Here is a 19,076-nt window from a genome sequence, read left to right on the forward strand (position 1 = left end):
TCGCGGCGCTGATCAGGCCTCGTCGTCCGGACGGCGGGGGCTCGGGTCGGGAGGGAGGATCTCGATCGGGCGCGCGGCCTGTCGCTGCGCTCGCCACCAGATCACGAACCCGACCGCCGTGAAGACGCCGTAGAACACGTACATGAGGCCGGTCGCGTAGTAGCCGGAGCTGAACAGCAGCGGCACCCCCACCACGTCCACGGCGATCCAGATGAGCCAGAACTCGGTCCAGCCCTTCGCCATGCCGTAGGTCGCCAGCAGTGACCCGACGAAGGTCCAGGCATCGGCCCAGACCGGCTCCCACGAACCGAGGGCGCGGAACAGCGGGGTGAGCGCCACGGTTCCGACGACGAGGACCACGACCAGACCGATGCGGGCCCCGGTCGGCGCCCACCGCGGCACGATGCGACCGCCGTCGGCGTTCCGCCAGCGGATCCACCCGTAGATCGCGACGGCGATGAACATGATCTGCCGCCCGGCCTGACCGAGGAGATGCGGGAGCGAGGGGTCGGGGCTCAGCGCGGAGCCGAGGAACACCGTGAGCAGCAGGAGGTTGCCGACGATGCCGACCGGCCACGCCCAGACCTTGCGCCGCATGCCGCCGAGGGCGCTCGCGAGTCCGAACGCGTTCCCCACGACCTCACGCACCAGGAGGGTCTGCCCACCCGGAAGCACCCAGGACGAGGAGAAGGCGTCGACGAGCCACTGCAGGAAGCCCATCGCTAGAGCGCCGCGTCGGGGGTGGGGCGCTCGTCGAGCACGAGCTGCAGGATGCTGAGGTCGAGCCACCGGCCGAACTTCGCGCCGACCTGGGGCATGCGGCCCACCTCCCGGAATCCGAGGCGCTCGTGGAGGGCGAGGGAGGCGGTGTTGCCACTCTCCACACCGCCGATCATCACGTGCATCCCGGCTGCCCGGGCCCGGGCGATGAGCTCGATCATGAGGACCGTGCCGATGCCGCGTCCGCGCTGATCGCCGCGTACGTAGACGGAGTGCTCCACGGTGAGGCGGTAGCCGCTGTGCGGGCGCCACTGGGCGTAGGACGCATAGCCCACGACGCCGCTCTCGTCGGCGGCGACGATGACGGGACAGCCGCGCGCGGTCCGGTCGGCGAGCCACGCCTCCCGGTCGGCGCGATCGACGGCCTCCTCGTTCCAGATCGCGGTCGTGTGCAGGACGGCGTGGTTGTGGATCTCGGTGATCGTGTCGAGGTCGGCGCTCTCGGCGGGCCTGAGGTGCACGGCGGTCATCGTCAGACGCGGATGTCGGCGGGGGAGGCCTCGCCCTCGTGGAAGCTCGGCTTCCGGCCGAAGAGCTTCGCGATGCCGAGGACGACGCCGACGATCACGAGACCCCAGACGAGACCGGCCACCGCGGAGATGAGGGTGTCGACCACCCACACCACGAAGCCGCCGAGGGGCTCCAGCGCGTGCTCGACCACATGGAGCACGTCGGCCGGGGCGTGCAGCCCGACCTCGCCGAGGTTGATGAGGACGAGGTGCCCGCCCACCCAGAGCATAGCGACGGTGCCGAGCACGCTGATGAAGCGGAAGACCGCGGGCATCGAGCGGACGATGCGGGTGCCGGTGTGCCGGACGCGCTGCGCCGGGTTCTTCGCCATCTTCAGGCCGATGTCGTCGATCTTCACGAGGAGCGCCACGGCGCCGTACACCGCGACGGTCATGACCAGCGCGATCACGGCGAGGATCGCGAGGGTGGACCAGATGCCGAGCCCCTTGTCGAGGCTGGCGAGGGAGATGAGCATGATCTCGGTCGAGAGGATGAGGTCGGTGCGGACGGCGCCGAGCACGAGCTTCTTCTCGTCGCGGGCGCCCTCGTCGGCGTGGCCGTGCTGCACGCCGAACCACTCGAGCACCTTCTCCGCGCCCTCGAAGCACAGGTACGAGCCGCCGAGGATCAGCAGGTAGGGCAGCACCCACGGCGCGAAGGCCGTGAGCAGCAAAGCGATCGGGATGATGATGACGAACTTGTTCACCAGCGACCCGAGGGCGATCTTGCCGACCACGGGGAGCTCGCGGGCCGGGGTGAGGCCCTGCACGTACTGCGGGGTCACGGCGGCGTCGTCGATGACGACTCCGGCGGCCTTCGCCGACGCCTTCATCGCGGCGCTCAGGATGTCGTCGACGACGGCGAGCAGTCCAACGGACATGCGGGTCCTCTTTCCGTGGTGGGAAAGTCAGACTACCGACTCCCGGGCTCAGGCCCGCACGTCCTCCGCGGTCGCCAGCACGCGCTGCAGCGGCTGGTAGTGCTCGATGACGGCCCGGCGGTAGCGCTCGACGTCGCCGGAGCGCGCCGCGTCCAGCATGTCGCCGTGCGCCTTGGCGGTCTTGTGGATGTCGTCGGGCTGCGCGATGCCGAGCTGCGGGAGCACGGCGGTGTGCACGTCCCAGAACGCGCCGACGAGCTGGCCGACGAGACGGTTGTCGATGGCTCCGAAGAGGCGGGTATGGAACGCCCTGTCCTCGTCGAGGAAGTACTCGCCGCGGCCGGCCTTGTCGACCATCTCGGCGACGAGCTCGTCGAGCTCCGGGTCCGCCTGCGCCTGAGCGGCCTCGACCACGCGCTCGGCCATGGAGAGGTCGAGCGCGAGGCGCACCTCGACGACCTCGCGCAGGGCCTGCAGCGACCCCTCGGGGGACAGCACGCCCCGGAAGACGAGCGCCTCGACCATCGGGTCCAGCGACATCGGGCCCACGTAGGTGCCGTGACCGTGCCGGACGTCGACGATGTCGAGGGTGGAGAGCGTGCGGATCGCCTCACGGACCGAGGAGCGCGACACGTCGAGCTCCTCGCAGAGCTCGGCCTCGGTCGGGAGGGGGTCGCCCGGGGTGAGTCCGCGGGTGAGGATGAGCTGCTTGATCTGATCCGCCGTCGTGGCTCGCCGCATCCGCGACGCCCTCCCCGTGGTGGACTTCATAGGGTCCCTCTCCTGCCTGCCGGAAACGCTCCGATCCTCTCACTCTTGTGATCCGGTCGAACGTGTGTTTAGAGTACATCAGACGTCTGATGTCCTCAAGGCGTCGCCCCCCATCACCTGGAGCACACATGAACCGACACAGCACCCGCCGCCGCGCGGGTCGTCTCGCGATGGCGGTCGCCGGCACGGTCGCCGCGTCCCTCGCCCTCGCCGGCTGCGGCGGCGGCGCCGCCAGCACCGCCGAGAGCCCCGCCGCGAGCGACATCGACCCGGACGGCATCATCGAGGCCGGGATCTCGTACACCCTGAACGGCAGCTTCGACCCGATGGTCGCGTCCGGCGCCGTGACGGTCTCGGCGAACTGGCACGTCTTCGAGGGGCTCATCGACCTCGACCCCGTCATGCAGGAGCCCGCCCCCGCCCTCGCCGCCGACTTCCCGACGCAGGTCGACGAGACGACCTACGACATCGATCTCCGCGAAGGCGCGACGTTCCAGAACGGAGACCCGGTCACCGCCGACGACGTGGTCTTCAGCTACGAGCGCGTCCTCGACCCGGCGAACAACTCCCTGTTCCGCTCGTTCGTCGAGTTCATCGACACCGTCACCGCCGTCGACGAGGACACCGTCCGGATCACCACCGACTACCCGTTCTCCCTCATCGACGACCGTCTCGGCGTCGTCAAGATCGTGCCGAAGGCCGTGGTCGAGGCCGATCCCGAGGAGTTCGGAGCGAACCCGATCGGCTCCGGTCCGTACGCCCTCGTCTCCGCCGTTCCCGAGGACAAGATCGTCTTCGAGCGGTACGACGACTACAACGGCCCGCGTCCCGCGCTCGCCGCGGGTATGAACTGGAACCTCCTCGCCGACGCCTCGGCCCGCGTCACCGCGATGTCGACCGGCACGGTGCAGGCGATCGAGGACGTGCCGTACATCGACGCCGACGGACTGGCGGCCTCGGCCGAGGTCGAGAGCGTGCAGTCGTTCGGCCTCCTCTTCATGATGTTCAACACGAAGGCCGAGCCGTTCGACGACGTCCGCGTCCGCCAGGCGCTGCACTACGCGCTCGACATGGACAAGATCATCGAGACCGGCATGCTCGGCAACGCCACCCCGGCCACGTCGTTCCTGCCCGAGGACTACCCGAACTACCACGAGGCCTCCACGGTCTACTCCTACGACCCGGAGAAGGCGGAGGAGCTGCTGGCGGAGGCCGGGGTCTCCGACCTCGCGATCACGCTGCGCATGACCGACACCGGATGGGTGAAGGAGGTGGCCCCGCTCATCAAGGAGTCCCTCGACGCGATCGGCATCGACACCACCCTCGACATCAGCCAGTCGGCGTCGATGTACGAGAAGGTCGACTCCGGCGACTACACCGTCGCCATCGCCCCCGGCGACCCGTCGGTGTTCGGCGTGGACCCCGACCTGCTCATGAACTGGTGGTACGGCGAGAACGTCTGGACCCAGACGCGCACCGCCTGGGCCGACTCTCCGGAGTATGCCGAGCTGCGCACGCTGCTCGACACCGCCGTCACCCAGGAGGGCGAGGAGCAGCAGGAGTCCTGGAACCAGGCGTACGACTTGATCTCCGACCAGGCCGTGCTGTACCCGCTGTTCCACCGCAAGCTGCCCACCGCCTGGAGCTCGCAGGAGCTGGTCGGCTTCCAGCCGGTCCCCACGACCGGACTGTCGTTCCTCGACGTCGGCGTGGCCGCGAAGTAGCACCTGCCCGACAGGGCGGGGGCGCGCTCGCCCGAAGAGCGCGCCCCCGCCACCCCACCCCCGGAAGGAGCGGCACGTGTCCCACACGCTCCGCCTCGTCGGCCGGCGACTGCTGCAGTTGCCGCTGATGATCCTCGGCATCACGTTCCTGGTCTTCTTCGTGATGTCCTTCTCGCCCGTCGACCCGGCACGCACCGCGCTCGGCGAGACCGCCTCCCCCGAAGCGCTGGAGGCGTACCGCGAAGACCACGGACTGAACCTCCCGCTGTTCGTCCGCTACGTGAACTTCCTGTTCGGCCTCGTCCAGGGCGACCTGGGCACCTACTCCGCCCGCAGCCTGCCGGTGGTCGACGAGGTCGCCAGGGCCTTCCCGGTGACGCTGGCCCTGACCTTCCTCGGGCTCGTGATCGCGGTGGTCGTGGCGTTCGTGATCGGCGTCCTCGCCGCGGTCTACCGCGACCGCTGGCCCGACCAAGTCATCCGCGTCTTCGGCGTCGCCGCGCTGTCCACGCCCTCCTTCTGGCTCGCGATCCTCCTCATCCAGGTGTTCACCCTGGCGCTCGGCGTGCTGCCGGCCTCGGGCCCGCTGCCGGCCTTCGCCGACGACCCGTCCGGGTGGCTCGCCCGGATGACCCTTCCCGCGGTCGCGCTCGCCGTGCCCGTGATCGGGCAGCTCTCCCGGGTCGTGCGCACCTCGATGGTCGAGGAGCTCGACCGCGACTACGTGCGCACCGCCCTCGGCGCCGGGATCCCGCGGGTGATCGTCGTCGGCCGCAACGTGCTGCGCAACGCGCTGATCACCCCCGTGACGGTGCTGGGTCTCCGCATCGGGTACCTGCTCGGCGGTGCCGTGGTGATCGAGATCATCTTCGCGATCCCGGGGATGGGCACGCTCATCCTCAACGGGGTCACCAACAACGAACCCAACCTCGTGCAGGGCGTGACACTCGCGGTCGCGCTCGCGTTCGTCGTGATCAACATCATCGTCGACCTCCTGTACGTGCTCATCAATCCTCGAATCCGGGCGGTGTGACATGCGACGCAGACTCACGGGACGGCTCTCCGTCCCCGGCCTCCGCTGGGGCCGCCTCTCCCTCGGCTCGGTCATCTGCCTCGCCGTGCTCGCGATCATCGCGCTCGCCGCGATCCTCGCTCCGCTGATCTCGCCCTACGACCCGCTCGCCTCCGGCCCGGCGGTGCAGCCTCCGAGCGGGGAGCACTGGTTCGGCACCGACCGGCAGGGTCGCGACATCTTCTCCCGACTGGTCTACGGGGCCCGCTACTCCCTCGTGATCGGGCTCGGGGCCACCCTCGTCGCCCTCGCGGTCGCCTGCGTGCTGGGCACGATCGCCGCGACCGCGCCGAAGTGGATCTCCGAGACCCTCATGCGCGTCATGGACGTGATCATGTCGTTCCCCGGCATCGCGCTCGCCGCCGTGTTCGTGGCGGTGTTCGGCAAGTCGCTGCCGGTGCTCGTGCTCACGATCGCATTCCTCTACGTGCCGCAGCTGACCCGCATCGTCCGCGCGAACATCCTCGACCAGTACGGCGAGGACTACGTCTCGGCCGTCCGCGTGATGGGCGCGGGGACCCCGCGGATCATCGTGCGGCACGTCGCCCGCAACGCCATGGCGCCGGTCCTCGTGTTCGCCACGGTGCTCGTCGCCGACGCGATCGTGTTCGAGGCCTCGCTGTCGTTCCTCCAGGCCGGTGTGCCCGACCCCGAGCCGTCCTGGGGCAACGTGATCGCCGCGGGCCGCAACCTGCTCATGAGCGGAGCCTGGTGGGCGACGTTCTTCCCCGGCATCCTCATCATGCTCACGGTGCTGTGCCTCAACATCCTGTCCGAGGGGATGACCGACGCCATGGTCTCGCCGCGCGCCAGGAAGATCACCGCCGACGCCGCGAACACGGAGGAGTCGACGCACGACCTGGAGGAGGCCGCCGCCCCGGACGACACCCACGTCATCCCGACGGTCGACACCGCGGTCAACCTCTCGGTGCCCAGCGGTGTGCCCGACGTGCTCGTGCCCACCGCGGAGACGGTGCCGCTGGCGGAGCGCCTCGCCGAGCTGCGCGTCCGCGAACTCTCCCGTACCGATCGCCTGGTCTACACGGGAGACGCCGCGCCGCTGCTCGAGGTGCAGGACCTGTGCATCTCCTTCCCGCGCCACGGCGACGTCGACGTGGTCGACCACGTCAGCTTCACCGTGCGCCCCGGCGAGACCATGTCGCTCGTGGGGGAGTCGGGGTGCGGCAAGTCCATCACCTCGCTGGCGATCATGGGGCTGCTCGATCCGAAGGCCGACATCCGCGGGCGCATCCTGTTCGACGGGAAGGATCTGCTGCGGATGACGCCGAAGGAGCGCAACGCGCTGCGCGGCCACGACATCGCGATGATCTACCAGGACGCGCTGAGCTCGCTGAACCCCGCGATGCTGATCCGCGCGCAGATGAAGCAGCTCACCTCCCGCGGCGGCACCCGCACGGCCGAGGAACTGCTGGAGCTCGTCGGTCTCGATCCGAAGCGCACGCTCGCCTCGTACCCGCATGAGCTCTCGGGCGGCCAGCGGCAGCGCGTGCTCATCGCGATGGCCCTGACCCGCGACCCGCGGCTGGTGATCGCCGACGAGCCCACCACGGCCCTCGACGTGACGGTGCAGGCCCAGGTCGTGGAGCTGCTCATGCGGCTGCAGCGGGAGCTCGGGTTCGCGCTGGTGTTCGTCTCGCACGACCTCGCCCTCGTCGCCGAGCTCTCGCACCGGATCACGGTGATGTACGCGGGCCAGGTCGTGGAGCAGGGCACCACCCGCGAGGTGCTCACGCAGCCCGTCCACGAGTACACCCAGGGCCTGCTCGGGGCGGTGCTCTCGATCGAGGCCGGCTCCGACCGCCTGCACCAGGTGTCCGGTGTCGTCCCCTCGCCGCGGGACTTCCCGGAGGGCGACCGCTTCGCGCCGCGCTCCGCGGACCCCGCCCGGTACGCCGGAGTGGAACCCGTGCGGCGGCACATCGCCGGCACCGAGCACTACTACTCCGCGCATCCCGACGATGCGCCCGTCGAACCGATCGGAGCAGGGCGATGAGCGAACCCGTCATCCAGCTGCAGGACGTGCGCGTCCGCTACCGGGCGCGCAGCTCGTCGTTGTTCCGCCCGCACTACGTCGACGCGCTCGCCGGGGTCTCGCTCACGGTCCGCCGCGGACAGACGCTGGGCATCGTGGGCGAGTCCGGCTCGGGCAAGTCCACCTCCGCGAAGGTGCTGATCGGCCTCGAGAAGCCCACGAGCGGTCAGGTCGTCTTCGACGGGGAGACCGTGCGCTCCTTCACCCCCGCGGTGCGCAAGCGCCTGGGACGCATCCTCTCCGTGGTCTTCCAGGATCCGGCGACGGCTCTGAACGCCCGCATGACCGTGCGGGACGCGCTGCTGGATCCGCTGCAGGTGCATCGCCTCGGCTCCCCGGCGAGCCGGGAGCGGAAGGTGCGCGACCTCATCGGGCTCGTGGGGCTGCCGTCGTCGGCGCTGGAGGCGCTGCCCAGCCAGCTCTCCGGCGGCCAGCGGCAGCGCGTCGCGATCGCCAGGGCCCTCGTCCTCGACCCCCAGGTCATCGTGGCGGACGAACCGACCTCGGCCCTCGACGTCTCCGTGCGCGCGCAGATCCTGAACCTGCTGACCGACCTGAAGCAGCAGCTCGGGCTGGGCATGGTGTTCATCTCCCACGACATCCAGACGGTCCGCTACCTCTCCGACGAGATCGCGGTGATGAACAAGGGCCGCGTCGTCGAGCACGGCGACGCCGCCCGGGTCTTCGACGACCCCGCCGACCCCTACACCCGCACGCTGCTGGGCGCCGCGCCCTCGCTGCTCGAACCCCACCACTGAAAAGACGGAACACCTATGCCTTCCCCCGCTCCCGCCCTGTCGTTCTCCGGCGTCGTCCCGCCGGTCGCCACCCCGCTGCTCCCCGACGGGACGATCGACCACGCGTCGCTCACCCGCCTCGTCGAGCGCCTGATCGGAGAGGGCGTCTCCGGACTGTTCGCGCTCGGCTCCACCGGGGAGACGGCGTACTTCACGGACGACCAGCGCGTCGAGCTGCTGCAGACGATCGTCGCCGCGAACGCCGGACGCGTGCCCGTCATCGCCGGCGCGATCGAGCTCACGGCCCCGCGCATCATCGAGACGGCCCGTCGGCTCGCCGCCGCGGGCGCGCAGGCGATCGTGACCACCGCGCCGCTGTACACGCTGAACTCCCCGGCCGAGGTCGCCGCGCACTTCCGGACGATCGCCGCCGCGATCGACGTGCCGCTCTGGGCCTACGACGTGCCCGTGCGCGTGCACTCCAAGCTCGGCATCGACCTGCTCGTGCAGCTCGGCCGGGAGGGCGTGATCCAGGGGGTGAAGGACTCGTCCGGCGACGACGTCGGATTCCGGCGACTGATCGCGGCGAACGAGGCCGCCGGTCGCCCGCTGCAGCTGCTCACCGGGCACGAGGTCGTCGTCGACGCGATGGCCCTCGTCGGTGCCGCGGGTGTCGTCCCGGGCCTGGCGAACGTGGAGGCCGCGGGCTACGTGCGCCTCTGGGAGGCCGCGCAGCGCGGTGACTGGGCGACCGCCCGGGCCGAGCAGGAGCGCATCAACCGGCTCTTCGACATCGTGTTCCAGCCGCAGGGGCTGTCGGGCGACGCCACCGGCGTCGGCGCGTTCAAGGCGGCGATGCACGCGCGCGGCATCATCGACCACGCGACGATGGCCGACACGGTGGAGCCGCTCTCCCCGGAGGCCGTCGCCGGCATCCGCACGATCCTCGACGAGCTCGGTCTGCTTCCGGTCGCCGTCTGATGCGCGAGGTCGTCCTCGCCGTCGACATCGGCGGCACCAAGACGGCCGCGGCGCTCGCCGACCGGGAGGACGCGCTGCTGCGCACCGCCGCGGCGCCGACCCCCGCGAGCGCGGGACCCGCCGCCGTCGTGGCGACCGTCGCCGCGCTCGCGGAGGAACTGCTCGACGAGGAGTCCGCGCTCGTCGGCGTCGGCATCGGCACCGCGGGCGTGGTCGACGCGCGGACGGGGACGATCGTGTCGGCCACCGACACCTTCGCCGACTGGCCGGGCACCCCGCTGGCCGCCCTGATCCGGGAAGCCCTCGCGGACCGGCTCCCCGCCGACGCCCCGGTCGCCGTGCAGAACGACGTCGACGCGCACGCCGCGGGGGAGCACCGGCACGGCGCCGCCGCTGGAGCCGCGAGCGCTCTCGTCGTCGCCGTCGGCACCGGGGTCGGCGCGGGCGTCATCCTCGACGGCCGTCCGGTGCGCGGTGCCCACCACGTGGCGGGCGAGCTCGCGCATCTCCCGATCCCGGGGGCGGCGCACCTCCGCTGCCCCTGCGGCCGGAACGGACACCTCGAGGCCCTCGGCTCCGGCATCGGCCTGTATCGGCACTACCTCTCGCTCGGCGGTGACGCGGCGCTGCGCGATGCGCGCGGGGTCGCCGCCGCGGCCGGCACGGGAGACCCGCTCGCCGTCCGCGCCATCCAGGACTCCGCCGCCGCCGTCGGCCGCGCACTCGCGGGAGCCGCGACCCTCCTCGACCCCGAGCGGATCGTCGTCACCGGCGGCGTGCCGCGCATCGGCGAGCTGTGGTGGGACTCCCTGCGGGCGGCCTTCCACGCGGACGCGATCGACGCCCTGCACGACACCCCCATCCTGCCGGGAACCCTCGGCGACGACGCGCCGCTGCGGGGCGCGGCGGCATCCGCCTGGAGGCGACCATGACATCCACCCCCATCCTCGAACGCCTGCGCGGCGGCCTGATCGTCTCCTGTCAGGCGTACCCCGGGGAGGCGATGCGCGACCCGCGCACCATGGCGCAGGTCGCCGACGCCGCCGTCGTCGGCGGTGCCGCCGGGATCCGCGTGCAGGGCATCGACGACATCCGCGCTGTCGCCGCCCTCCCGGTGCCGATCATCGGGCTGTGGAAGGACGGCGACGCCGACGTCTTCATCACGCCGACGCTGGAGCATGCCGTGGCCGTCGCCGACGCGGGCGCCGACATCGTGGCGATCGACGGCACCCGACGCCCGCGGCCCGACGGCCGGACCCTCGCGGAGACGATCGTCGGGCTGCGCGCGCATTCCGACGCGCTCATCATGGCCGACTGCGGTTCGCTCGACGACGCGCTCGCCGCCGAAGCCGCGGGTGCCGACATCCTGGGTACGACCCTGTCCGGCTACACCGGGGAGCGTCCGAAGAGCGACGGCCCCGACCTCGAGCTCATCGGCCTCATCGCGGCGCGCTGCACCCGTCCGATCGTCGCGGAAGGGCGCATCCACACCCCGGCACACGCCGCCGCCGCGATCGCCGCGGGGGCCTACGCGGTCTGCGTCGGCACGGCCATCACCCATCCGGCCACCATCACGTCGTGGTTCGCACGGAGTCTCGCCGAGGCCCGTCCGTGACCCCCGTGCTCCTCAGCGCCTATCCGCTGTCGCCCGCGCACGCCCAGTGGGATCCGGCGCTGGAGGCCGCGCTGCTGCCGGAGCTCTGCGCGCTCCCCGGGGTGGCCGGGCTCGAGGTGCCGTGGATGGGGGCGGTCCATCCACACGACCCGTCCTGGCTCCTCGACCACGTGCCGGCCGTGCCCCTTGCGGTCACCGCGGTGCCGTTCGTCATGCGGCGGCTCGGGGAGGACCCGTCGTACGGCCTCGCCTCACCGCAGGCGGAGGGGAGAGCCGCGGCGGTGGCGGATCTGCGGCGCGTGGCGGACGATGTCGCGCGGCTCACCGCCGAGAGCGCCGCAGCGGTCGCGGTGGTGATGCTGCACACCGCGCCCCGCGGGAGCGGAGACGGGGACCCGCTCGCCCGGTCGCTGGAGGAGGTCGCGGCGTTCGACTGGAGCGGAGCCCGGCTCGTCATCGAGCACTGCGACGCCGCCGTTCCCGGTCAGACGCCCGAGAAGGGGTTCCTCCCGCTCGCGGCCGAGATCGCGGCCATCCGGTCCGCCGACGCCCCGGTCGGCCTCTGGCTCAACTGGGGGCGGTCGGCGATCGAGCTGCGAGACGCGGACGCGGTGACCGCGCAGATCGCCGACGCCGCGGCCTCGGGGCTGCTGACCGGGCTCGCGTTCTCCGGGGCCGCGCCGGTCGAGAGCCCGTACGGCTCCGCCTGGGTGGACGCGCACCTGCCCATCGCGGAGACCCATCCCGCGTCCGCCTCGCTGCTCGACGCGGCACACGTCCGCGCGGGGCTCCACGTCGCGGGCGACGTGCCCTGGCTCGGCCTCAAGGTCGCGCGACGGCCGGAGGATCGCACGGTCGCGGAGATCGTCCGCACCGCGGAACGGAACCTCGCCGTCGTCCGGGACGCGGGCTGAGCGGAAACTCCCAGCCCGCTCCCAGCCCCGCGGGACCAAAACGAGCTCGTCGCTGGTTCTCCTCAGTGACGCCGCAGCCAGCGGCGTCGGATAAGGAGCCACTCATGTCGAACGACTACGGCAGGACCCCCGAGGCCGTCAGCGGTCTCACGAACCTGCAGTACGAGGTCACGCAGCAGGACGCCACCGAGCCGCCCTTCCGCAACGCCTACTGGAACAACCACGACGACGGCATCTACGTCGACGTGGTCTCGGGGCAGCCGCTGTTCTCCTCCCGGGACAAGTACGACAGCGGCACCGGCTGGCCGAGCTTCACGCGCCCGATCGACGCCGACGCCGTGACCACGAAGACCGACCGCACGCTGTGGATGACCCGCACCGAGGCACGGTCGTCCGGTGCCGACAGCCACCTGGGACACGTCTTCGACGACGGGCCCCGCGCCGAGGGCGGCCTCCGCTACTGCATGAACTCGGCCGCCCTCCGCTTCATCCCGGCGGAGGATCTCGAGAAGGAGGGGTACGGTCGCTACAGCCCCCTCTTCACCACCCACACCTCTGAGGAGCAGTCATGACCGACACCGGAACCATCACCCGCACTCCCGGGACCGAGACGGCCGTCCTCGCGGGCGGCTGCTTCTGGGGCATGGAAGACCTCATCCGCCGCCAGCCCGGCGTGATCGACACCCGCGTGGGCTACACCGGCGGGGAGAACGACCACGCGACCTACCGCAACCACCCCGGTCACGCGGAGGCCGTGGAGATCGTGTTCGACCCGAGTGCGACGACCTATCGCGACATCCTGGCGTTCTTCTTCCAGATCCACGACCCGTCGACGCTGAACCGTCAGGGCAACGACATCGGGTCGAGCTACCGGTCGGCGATCTTCCCGCTCACCCCCGAGCAGGAGCAGGTCGCCCGCGACACGATCGCCGACGTCGACGCCTCCGGGCTGTGGCCGGGGAAGGCCGTCACGACGATCGAGCCCGCCGGCCCGTTCTGGGAGGCCGAGCCCGAGCACCAGGACTACCTGATCAAGTACCCGAACGGCTACACGTGTCACTTCCCCCGCGCCGGCTGGGTCCTCCCGAAGCGCGAGGACGCCACCGCCTGATCCCCGAGACCCCGCTTTCCCGCCGAGACCCCCTCCTGCACGCGAGTGTAGGAGGGGGTCTCGGCGCGTAGACGGGGTCTCGGCGGAGTCAGGACTCGGCGAAGAAGGCGAGCGCGGCCTCTTTGAAGTCGCGGGAGCCGGGGGCGTTGAAGTGGTGGCGGTTCGGGAGCTCGACGAAACGGGCATTGGGAGCCGCGGCCGCCAGTGCCCGGGAGCCCTCGATGATCGCGTCCTTCGATCCTGTCGCGAACAGCAGCGGCACGACCGGGGCGTCCGCGGGATCGGGATCGATCGTTCCGGAGCCCCGAAGTCCCTCGGCCAGGGCGATGAGCGCGCGCAGATCGTTCCCTGGCACCCGCTCGGTCAGCGCGATGTAGTTCTGCGTCGTGCGGTCCTCCACCGGGGTGCCGTCCGCGATGTACGCGCGCACCTGGTCGAGGTCGAGACGCGCGAGGGGGATGCCGTCGGGGACCCCACCCAGGACCGCCCGGCCGATCCGATGCGGGAGCTCGCGGGCCACCTCCCACCCCACCCGGGCGCCGAGCGAGTAGCCGAGGTAGAACGCGTCGTCGACGAGGTACGTGTCCATGACGGTCTCGACGTCGGTCACGAGGTTGCGGATGGCGTAGGCGTCGGACTCGTGCGGCTTGTCGCTCTGCCCGTGCCCCCGCTGGTCGAGTGCGAGCACGCGGTACCCCGCCCTGGTCAGCTCGCGCACCCAGCCGGTCAGCACCCAGTTGTCGCGCGCGCCCGAGGCGAAGCCGTGCACGGTCACCACGACGGGGGCGTCGAGCTCCCCCCACGTGTACGTCGCCAGTCGTGTGCCGTCCGCCGCGTAGACGTGCTGCGGGTCGGGCATCTCGGTGAGGTCGGAGAGGGGAACAGCCACCCCACCATCCTCCCCCCACTCCTCCCTTCCGTGGCGCCGAGACCCCGGTTACACGCCGAAACCCCCTCCCCGCCGTGTCGCGGAGAGGGGGTTTCGAGGAGAACCCGGGGTCTCGGGTCAGACGCGGTCGCGCAGCGCGGCGCCGAGCTCGGCGTCCACGTTCGTCCAGTACTGGAAGAAGCGCTCGCGGATGGCGTCGACCGTGATCGAGCGGCCCTGACCGGTCAGGACCTCCAGGAAGCGGGCGCGCTGCGGGCCGTCGAAGACCTCGCGGTACAGCGTGCCGGCCTGACCGAAGTCGTCGTCCTCGGCGTGCAGCGTCGCGGCGGAGCGGGTGAGCTCGCCGTCCGCCGACCAGTTCACCTCGATGCCCTTCGCCGGGTCGGCCGCGGGGCCACCGGGGGTCCCGAAGGAGTTCGGCTGGTAGGTGCGGTGCGCGGCGTCGTTGTACTGGTACCGCATCGAGCCCTCGTGCTGGTAGTTGCGGGTCTCGGCGGCGTGCGGCTGGTTGACCGGCAGCTGGTTGTAGTTCGCGCCGATGCGGTGACGCTGGGCGTCCGGGTAGGCGAACATCCGGCCCATGAGCATCTTGTCGGGGGAGATGCCGGTACCGGGCACCTGGTTCCCCGGCGCGAAGCCGGCCTGCTCGATCTGCGCGAAGAAGTTCTCCGGGTTGCGGTTCAGGGTCAGCGTGCCGACCTTGATGCGCGGGTAGTCCTTCTTCGAGATCGTCTTGGTGAGGTCGAACGGGTTGAAGCGGTAGTCCTTGGCCTCGTCGTACGGCATGATCTGCACGTACAGGTCCCACTTCGGGAAGTCGCCCGCGGCGATCGACTGGAACAGGTCGCGACGGTAGTGGTCCGCGTCGGAACCGGCCAGCTGCTCGGCCTCCTCCGGGCTCATCGCCTCGACGCCCTGGTGAGAGATGAAGTGGTACTTGACCCAGAACACCTCGCCCTCGGCGTTGATCCACGAGTAGGTGTGGGAGCCGTAGCCGTTCATGTGACGCCAGCTGCGGGGCAGGCCGCGCTCGCCCATGAGGTAGGTCACCTGGTGGGCGGTCTCGGGCGAAAGGGTCCAGAAGTCCCACTGCATGTCGGCGTCGCGGAGCCCGGAGTCGCCGAGGCGCTTCTGCGAGTGGATGAAGTCCGGGAACTTGATGGCGTCGCGGAGGAAGAACGTCGGGGTGTTGTTGCCGACGATGTCGAGGTTGCCCTCGGTCGTGTAGAAGCGCAGCGAGAACCCGCGCACGTCGCGCCAGGTGTCGGGGGAGCCCTGCTCACCGGCGACGGAGGAGAAGCGGAGGAGGGTCTCCGAGGTGGCGCCCGGCTGGAACACGGCCGCACGGGTGTACTTCGAGACGTCCTCGGTGACGACGAACTCGCCGAACGCGCCGCCGCCCTTGGCGTGCGGGTTGCGCTCCGGCACCCGCTCGCGGTTGAAGGAGGCGAGCTTCTCGACCAGGTAGTGGTCGTGCAGCGCGGTGGGGCCGTCGGGGCCCACGGTCAGCGAGTGGGTGTCGCTCGCGATCGGCGCTCCGGCCTGCGTCGTCGTGGCCGGACGGCCCGCGTCGGTGGGGTTGGTCATGGTCTTCTCCTTCTCCGCGCGGACATGCCGAACGGACCCTCGGGGAGGGGATCGGTGGATGCGCCTACGCGGCGTTCTGGCAGCTGGGGCAGAGGCCCCAGAAGGTGACTTCAGCTGTCTGCACGGTGAAGCCCCCCGTCGAGGACGGGGTGAGACACGGCGCCTCGCCGACGACGCAGTCCACATCGCCGACCGCACCGCAGGAGGTGCAGACGACATGGTGGTGGTTGTCGTCGATGCGCCGCTCGTACAGCGCCGCGGAGCCTGCCGGTTCGATCCGGCGGATGAGACCCGCCGTCGTCAGGTCCGCGAGGATGTTGTGCACCGACTGGATCGACGTGGTCGGAAGCACGTCGGACACGGCGCGGTAGACCCGCTCCGCATCCGTATGGGCCATGGAGCCGAGAGCCTCGAGAACGGCGACGCGGCCCGCAGTCGCACGCAGCCCGGCGTCGCGCAACGCCGAGTCGAGTTCCGTCTCCATGCCCTCGACTCTACACGTGTTTTGAGTGATTCAAAAGAGCATGCCGGGATGCCGGGCGCGTCGCCGCCGTCAGACGAAGCGGACCGTCTGCTGCAGCCGGGTGCGGATATCGAACAGCTCGTTGCCGCCGATGGCCCGCGCCCCGGGCACGCCCTGACGCAGCACCATCGCCAGCGCGCTGCGACGCACCACCACGACCGGGACCCCGCGGTTGCTGCCGAGCGGGGTGACCGCCTGGGCGAGGTCGTCGTCGGGGAGCACCACGATCGCCCCGCCGAACTTCACCTTCGCGGCCTTCGCCACCGCGCGCATCCGGGCGAGCGCCGCGGTGACCGGGGCCCGGGTGCCGAGGCTCGGGCCGGTGATCTCCCCGCGGCGGAACCCCACGACGCCGCCGAAGTCCTCGGACATGACGCCGTAGAGGCCGGAGGGACTGAGCACCACGTGGTCGAGCTTGTCCTCGGGGGTCTGTCCTGCGGCGACGTCGTGCCAGACCGTGAAGCCCATGCCGAGGTCGGAGACCGTGCGGGCCGTGGCTTCCTCCGCCAGCGCGTCGGCGAGCAGCCGCCGGAGCTCCCGTGGGGCGGCGCGCACGAGGGCCGGGGCGTACGGGTCGGGGACCTCGACCCCGTGACCCGCCCACTCGCGGATCAGGGAGAGGTAGCGTTCGCGGCGCCAGCCCCCGGGGTGTCCGTAGGAGCGGGCGCGCGGCCGGGTGTCGGTGCGCACGGTCTGCGGACGCCAGCCGCTCCATTCGCCGCCGTCGTCGGTCAGGCCCGCGCGGCGATCGTACGCGGCGCGGTCCTCCACGGTGCCGATGAGCTCCCACGCGCGCTGGACCTGGATGAACACGGCCGCGTCGCCGCCGGTGTCGGGGTGGGTCTGCCGCAGTCGCAGCCGATACGCCCGCCGGAGCTCGGCGTCGTCGACGGCCGGATCCACGCCGAGGATCTCGTACGGCGAGGCCGAGAGCGGACTGTCGAACATCGCTCTCCTTCCGCGACCGCGGCGTCCAGGATATCCGTCGGACGGTGTGCGGCCGCCGGGAGGCCTCAGTCCGCGACGTCGACGATCCGCTCGATCCCGGCCACCGGGGCCACGGCGCCCCCAGACGCGGCGGCGAGGTCGGCGGCCAGACGCGGAAGCGCGGCGGCGGGCACCCACAGCTCCAGCTGCGCGGAGGCCCCGTAGGTCGGCGTGCCGAGCGTGGCCCCGTGGGACGCCGCCCAGTCGCGGAGCAGGTTGTCGTAGCGGCCGGCCTCGGCGTGCGGGACCTCGATGGTCGCCTGGGTGAGCGCCTCGCGGCGGACGAGGGCGGCGCGGTCGAGTGTCTCGGACACCGCTGTGGAGTAGGCGCGGATGAGGCCGCCCGCCCCCAGCTTCACCCCGCCGAAGTAGCGGGTGACCACCGCGACGACGTCCGTGAGGCCGCGGCGCCGGAGGACCTCGAGCATCGGGACGCCGGCCGTTCCGGAGGGCTCGCCGTCGTCCGAGGAGCGCGCCTGATCCCCGTGCAGACCGGTCACCATCGCGGTGCAGTTGTGGTTCGCGTCCCAGGCGCGCTTCCGGATCGTCGCGATGACGGCTTCGGCCTCGGTCACCGACGACACCGGTGCGACGTGCGTGAGGAAGCGCGACTTGCGGATGACGAGCTCATGGTCGACGGCTGCCGCGATCGTCGCCGGGAACGGGTGCGGTGTCGACATCGGCCCCACGATACCTCCGTTCGAATCGCCTGATTGGTCCCAAATCCGGGCCGGATGCCGCCAATCGGGCGATTCGAACGGGGTCGACCGAACGATGGAGGCGCACACCGGCCCGGCGGACGAGAATGTCAGCATGCCGACCGGAGACACCGCCGAGACCGACCACCCGGGAGGGCGGACGGGACGCACGCGCTCCTGGGGGCGCCTGGTCACGTCGCTCCGTGTCGGCCAGGCCGTCATCACCGTCGTGCTCACCGTCGTCGGCGTCGTCCGCTCCCTCGCCGACGGGGTCCCGGTGCCGTGGCTGCTCGCGACCGCCCTCGCCTTCCTCGGCTGGTACGGCGGCGGGCTCCTGCTCTCCTCCCGCACGGACGACCGGGCACTCGCCGCCGGTTGGCTGCTGGGACTCACGGCCATCTGGCTGGGGGCGGTGGCGCTGTCGCCGGAGTTCGTGTGGCTCGCGTTCTCGCTGTGGCTGCTCGCCGGCTTCCTGCTGCGACTGCGGTGGGCTGTGCAGCTCAGCATCCTCATCCTCGCCGTCGTCATCGTCGCGCCGCTGCTGCACACCGGGACGACCACCTACGCGAACGTGATCGGGCCGCTGGTGGGCGGCATCTTCGCCCTCGGGATCTCCCGCGGCTACCTGGAGCTCGTCCGTGACGGGCGGGAGCGGCGGCGACTCATCGCGTCCCTCGTCGCGACGCAGCAGGAGATGGCGGCCCTCCAGGACGAGCTCGCCCGAACCCAGCGGGAGTCCGGCGCCGCCGCCGAGCGCACCAGGGTGTCGCGCGACATCCACGACACGGTCGCCCAGAGCCTGTCGTCCATCGTCCTGCTGGCGCGGTCGGCCGCCGAGCAAGAGGACGGCCGGGATCGGGCGCTCGGGCAGATCGGGGCGCTCGCCGCGGAAGGGCTCGCCGACGCCCGACGCATCGTCGACGACCTCATGCCCGCCGAGCTGGACGGCTCCGCGCTGAGCGACGCCCTCGCCCGGATGCTCGAGCGCCTGACCGCCGAGACCGGGATCGTGGCCACCTTCCATGCCGACGAGGATCTGCCCGCACTCGGCCTCGACGCGGAGGTCGCCCTGCTGCGGACGGCGCAGTCCGCGCTCGCCAACGTGCGCAGCCATGCCGCCGCGACTCGTGTCGTGGTGACCCTCGCGGACGCCGGCGACGCGGTGCGGCTGGACGTGGTCGACGACGGTCGCGGCTTCGACCCGTCGCGGCTGGATGCGGCGGGGCCCGGCGGCGGCTACGGCC

At 71.4% G+C, this 19,076-nt stretch carries 20 protein-coding genes; 11 read left to right on the forward strand and 9 right to left on the reverse strand.

Features of this window, described 5'->3' with window-relative positions:
* Positions 1–12: 12 nt before the first annotated feature.
* Genes pnuC through AUV07_RS16585 form a run of 4 tightly spaced genes read right to left on the reverse strand, consistent with a single transcriptional unit; the run spans position 13 to position 2,941 of the window.
* A complete protein-coding gene (gene pnuC / locus AUV07_RS16570) occupies positions 13–720 on the reverse strand; it encodes a nicotinamide riboside transporter PnuC (RefSeq protein WP_062637817.1) in 708 nt (235 codons plus the stop codon).
* A gap of 2 nt (positions 721–722) precedes the next feature.
* Positions 723–1,250, reverse strand: a complete 528-nt coding sequence (locus AUV07_RS16575; protein WP_157524127.1) for a GNAT family N-acetyltransferase — start codon at positions 1,248–1,250, stop codon at positions 723–725.
* Between the two features lie 2 nt (positions 1,251–1,252).
* Entirely contained in the window at positions 1,253–2,170 is a 918-nt protein-coding gene (locus tag AUV07_RS16580) for a DUF808 domain-containing protein (protein ID WP_062637819.1), read from the reverse strand.
* Between the two features lie 48 nt (positions 2,171–2,218).
* Positions 2,219–2,941: a FadR/GntR family transcriptional regulator gene (locus AUV07_RS16585; protein ID WP_025102792.1), complete on the reverse strand. Its 723-nt coding sequence runs from the start codon at positions 2,939–2,941 to the stop codon at positions 2,219–2,221.
* A gap of 128 nt (positions 2,942–3,069) precedes the next feature.
* Between AUV07_RS16585 and AUV07_RS16590 the strand changes: the two genes are divergently transcribed.
* From AUV07_RS16590 to msrA, 10 genes are all read left to right on the forward strand, one after another.
* Positions 3,070–4,665: an ABC transporter substrate-binding protein gene (locus AUV07_RS16590; RefSeq protein ID WP_062637821.1), complete on the forward strand. Its 1,596-nt coding sequence runs from the start codon at positions 3,070–3,072 to the stop codon at positions 4,663–4,665.
* Positions 4,666–4,741: 76 nt separating this feature from the next.
* On the forward strand, positions 4,742–5,698 hold the full coding sequence (locus AUV07_RS16595; RefSeq protein WP_062637823.1) for an ABC transporter permease: 957 nt from the start codon (positions 4,742–4,744) through the stop codon (positions 5,696–5,698).
* 1 nt (position 5,699) lies between these two features.
* A complete protein-coding gene (locus AUV07_RS16600) occupies positions 5,700–7,751 on the forward strand; it encodes a dipeptide/oligopeptide/nickel ABC transporter permease/ATP-binding protein (protein ID WP_062637824.1) in 2,052 nt (683 codons plus the stop codon).
* Complete coding sequence (locus tag AUV07_RS16605; protein WP_062637826.1) at positions 7,748–8,548, forward strand: ABC transporter ATP-binding protein; 801 nt, start codon at positions 7,748–7,750, stop codon at positions 8,546–8,548. Before AUV07_RS16600 ends, AUV07_RS16605 begins: the two co-directional genes overlap by 4 nt.
* Before the next feature lie 15 nt (positions 8,549–8,563).
* The gene (locus tag AUV07_RS16610) at positions 8,564–9,508 is read left to right on the forward strand and encodes a dihydrodipicolinate synthase family protein (protein WP_062637828.1); all 945 of its coding nucleotides are present in this window, start codon (positions 8,564–8,566) and stop codon (positions 9,506–9,508) included.
* On the forward strand, positions 9,508–10,440 hold the full coding sequence (locus AUV07_RS16615) for an ROK family protein (protein ID WP_062637830.1): 933 nt from the start codon (positions 9,508–9,510) through the stop codon (positions 10,438–10,440). The genes AUV07_RS16610 and AUV07_RS16615 overlap by 1 nt, the downstream gene beginning before the upstream one ends.
* The gene (locus AUV07_RS16620) at positions 10,437–11,123 is read left to right on the forward strand and encodes an N-acetylmannosamine-6-phosphate 2-epimerase (RefSeq protein WP_062637832.1); all 687 of its coding nucleotides are present in this window, start codon (positions 10,437–10,439) and stop codon (positions 11,121–11,123) included. The genes AUV07_RS16615 and AUV07_RS16620 overlap by 4 nt, the downstream gene beginning before the upstream one ends.
* Positions 11,120–12,037, forward strand: coding sequence for a DUF4862 family protein (locus AUV07_RS16625; RefSeq protein WP_062637834.1), 918 nt, complete (start codon positions 11,120–11,122; stop codon positions 12,035–12,037). The genes AUV07_RS16620 and AUV07_RS16625 overlap by 4 nt, the downstream gene beginning before the upstream one ends.
* Positions 12,038–12,141: 104 nt before the next feature.
* Entirely contained in the window at positions 12,142–12,609 is a 468-nt protein-coding gene (gene msrB / locus AUV07_RS16630; protein WP_062637836.1) for a peptide-methionine (R)-S-oxide reductase MsrB, read from the forward strand.
* Positions 12,606–13,148, forward strand: a complete 543-nt coding sequence (msrA, locus tag AUV07_RS16635; protein WP_025102782.1) for a peptide-methionine (S)-S-oxide reductase MsrA — start codon at positions 12,606–12,608, stop codon at positions 13,146–13,148. Before msrB ends, msrA begins: the two co-directional genes overlap by 4 nt.
* Positions 13,149–13,236: 88 nt before the next feature.
* Here msrA and AUV07_RS16640 read toward each other — a convergent pair whose 3' ends face one another.
* The 5 genes from AUV07_RS16640 to AUV07_RS16660 all read right to left on the reverse strand — a co-directional run bounded on the left by AUV07_RS16640 (position 13,237) and on the right by AUV07_RS16660 (position 17,814).
* On the reverse strand, positions 13,237–14,037 hold the full coding sequence (locus AUV07_RS16640; RefSeq protein ID WP_157524131.1) for an alpha/beta fold hydrolase: 801 nt from the start codon (positions 14,035–14,037) through the stop codon (positions 13,237–13,239).
* A 117-nt stretch (positions 14,038–14,154) separates the two neighbouring features.
* Positions 14,155–15,624, reverse strand: a complete 1,470-nt coding sequence (locus AUV07_RS16645) for a catalase (protein ID WP_062637838.1) — start codon at positions 15,622–15,624, stop codon at positions 14,155–14,157.
* A 64-nt stretch (positions 15,625–15,688) separates the two neighbouring features.
* Positions 15,689–16,108: a Fur family transcriptional regulator gene (locus AUV07_RS16650; protein WP_025102779.1), complete on the reverse strand. Its 420-nt coding sequence runs from the start codon at positions 16,106–16,108 to the stop codon at positions 15,689–15,691.
* Between the two features lie 69 nt (positions 16,109–16,177).
* Positions 16,178–17,095, reverse strand: a complete 918-nt coding sequence (locus tag AUV07_RS16655) for a J domain-containing protein (protein ID WP_062637841.1) — start codon at positions 17,093–17,095, stop codon at positions 16,178–16,180.
* A gap of 65 nt (positions 17,096–17,160) precedes the next feature.
* Positions 17,161–17,814, reverse strand: coding sequence for an IMPACT family protein (locus AUV07_RS16660; protein WP_062637843.1), 654 nt, complete (start codon positions 17,812–17,814; stop codon positions 17,161–17,163).
* A 133-nt stretch (positions 17,815–17,947) separates the two neighbouring features.
* Here AUV07_RS16660 and AUV07_RS16665 point away from each other — a divergent pair.
* On the forward strand, positions 17,948–19,076 hold a 1,129-nt coding region (locus tag AUV07_RS16665), incomplete at its 3' end, for a sensor histidine kinase (protein WP_082803036.1).

The organism is Microbacterium sp. CH1 (assembly GCF_001595495.1).
In the GTDB taxonomy this organism is placed as follows: Bacteria; Actinomycetota; Actinomycetes; order Actinomycetales; family Microbacteriaceae; genus Microbacterium.

Coding starts and splice junctions, on each gene's coding strand:
- pnuC (WP_062637817.1), bottom strand. CDS start 720: ATGGGCTTCCTGCAGTGGCTCGTCGACGCCTTCTCCTCGTCCTGGGTG.
- AUV07_RS16575 (WP_157524127.1), bottom strand. CDS start 1,250: ATGACCGCCGTGCACCTCAGGCCCGCCGAGAGCGCCGACCTCGACACG.
- AUV07_RS16580 (WP_062637819.1), bottom strand. CDS start 2,170: ATGTCCGTTGGACTGCTCGCCGTCGTCGACGACATCCTGAGCGCCGCG.
- AUV07_RS16585 (WP_025102792.1), bottom strand. CDS start 2,941: ATGAAGTCCACCACGGGGAGGGCGTCGCGGATGCGGCGAGCCACGACG.
- AUV07_RS16590 (WP_062637821.1), top strand. CDS start 3,070: ATGAACCGACACAGCACCCGCCGCCGCGCGGGTCGTCTCGCGATGGCG.
- AUV07_RS16600 (WP_062637824.1), top strand. CDS start 5,700: ATGCGACGCAGACTCACGGGACGGCTCTCCGTCCCCGGCCTCCGCTGG.
- AUV07_RS16605 (WP_062637826.1), top strand. CDS start 7,748: ATGAGCGAACCCGTCATCCAGCTGCAGGACGTGCGCGTCCGCTACCGG.
- AUV07_RS16610 (WP_062637828.1), top strand. CDS start 8,564: ATGCCTTCCCCCGCTCCCGCCCTGTCGTTCTCCGGCGTCGTCCCGCCG.
- AUV07_RS16615 (WP_062637830.1), top strand. CDS start 9,508: ATGCGCGAGGTCGTCCTCGCCGTCGACATCGGCGGCACCAAGACGGCC.
- AUV07_RS16620 (WP_062637832.1), top strand. CDS start 10,437: ATGACATCCACCCCCATCCTCGAACGCCTGCGCGGCGGCCTGATCGTC.
- msrB (WP_062637836.1), top strand. CDS start 12,142: ATGTCGAACGACTACGGCAGGACCCCCGAGGCCGTCAGCGGTCTCACG.
- msrA (WP_025102782.1), top strand. CDS start 12,606: ATGACCGACACCGGAACCATCACCCGCACTCCCGGGACCGAGACGGCC.
- AUV07_RS16645 (WP_062637838.1), bottom strand. CDS start 15,624: ATGACCAACCCCACCGACGCGGGCCGTCCGGCCACGACGACGCAGGCC.
- AUV07_RS16650 (WP_025102779.1), bottom strand. CDS start 16,108: ATGGAGACGGAACTCGACTCGGCGTTGCGCGACGCCGGGCTGCGTGCG.
- AUV07_RS16655 (WP_062637841.1), bottom strand. CDS start 17,095: ATGTTCGACAGTCCGCTCTCGGCCTCGCCGTACGAGATCCTCGGCGTG.
- AUV07_RS16660 (WP_062637843.1), bottom strand. CDS start 17,814: ATGTCGACACCGCACCCGTTCCCGGCGACGATCGCGGCAGCCGTCGAC.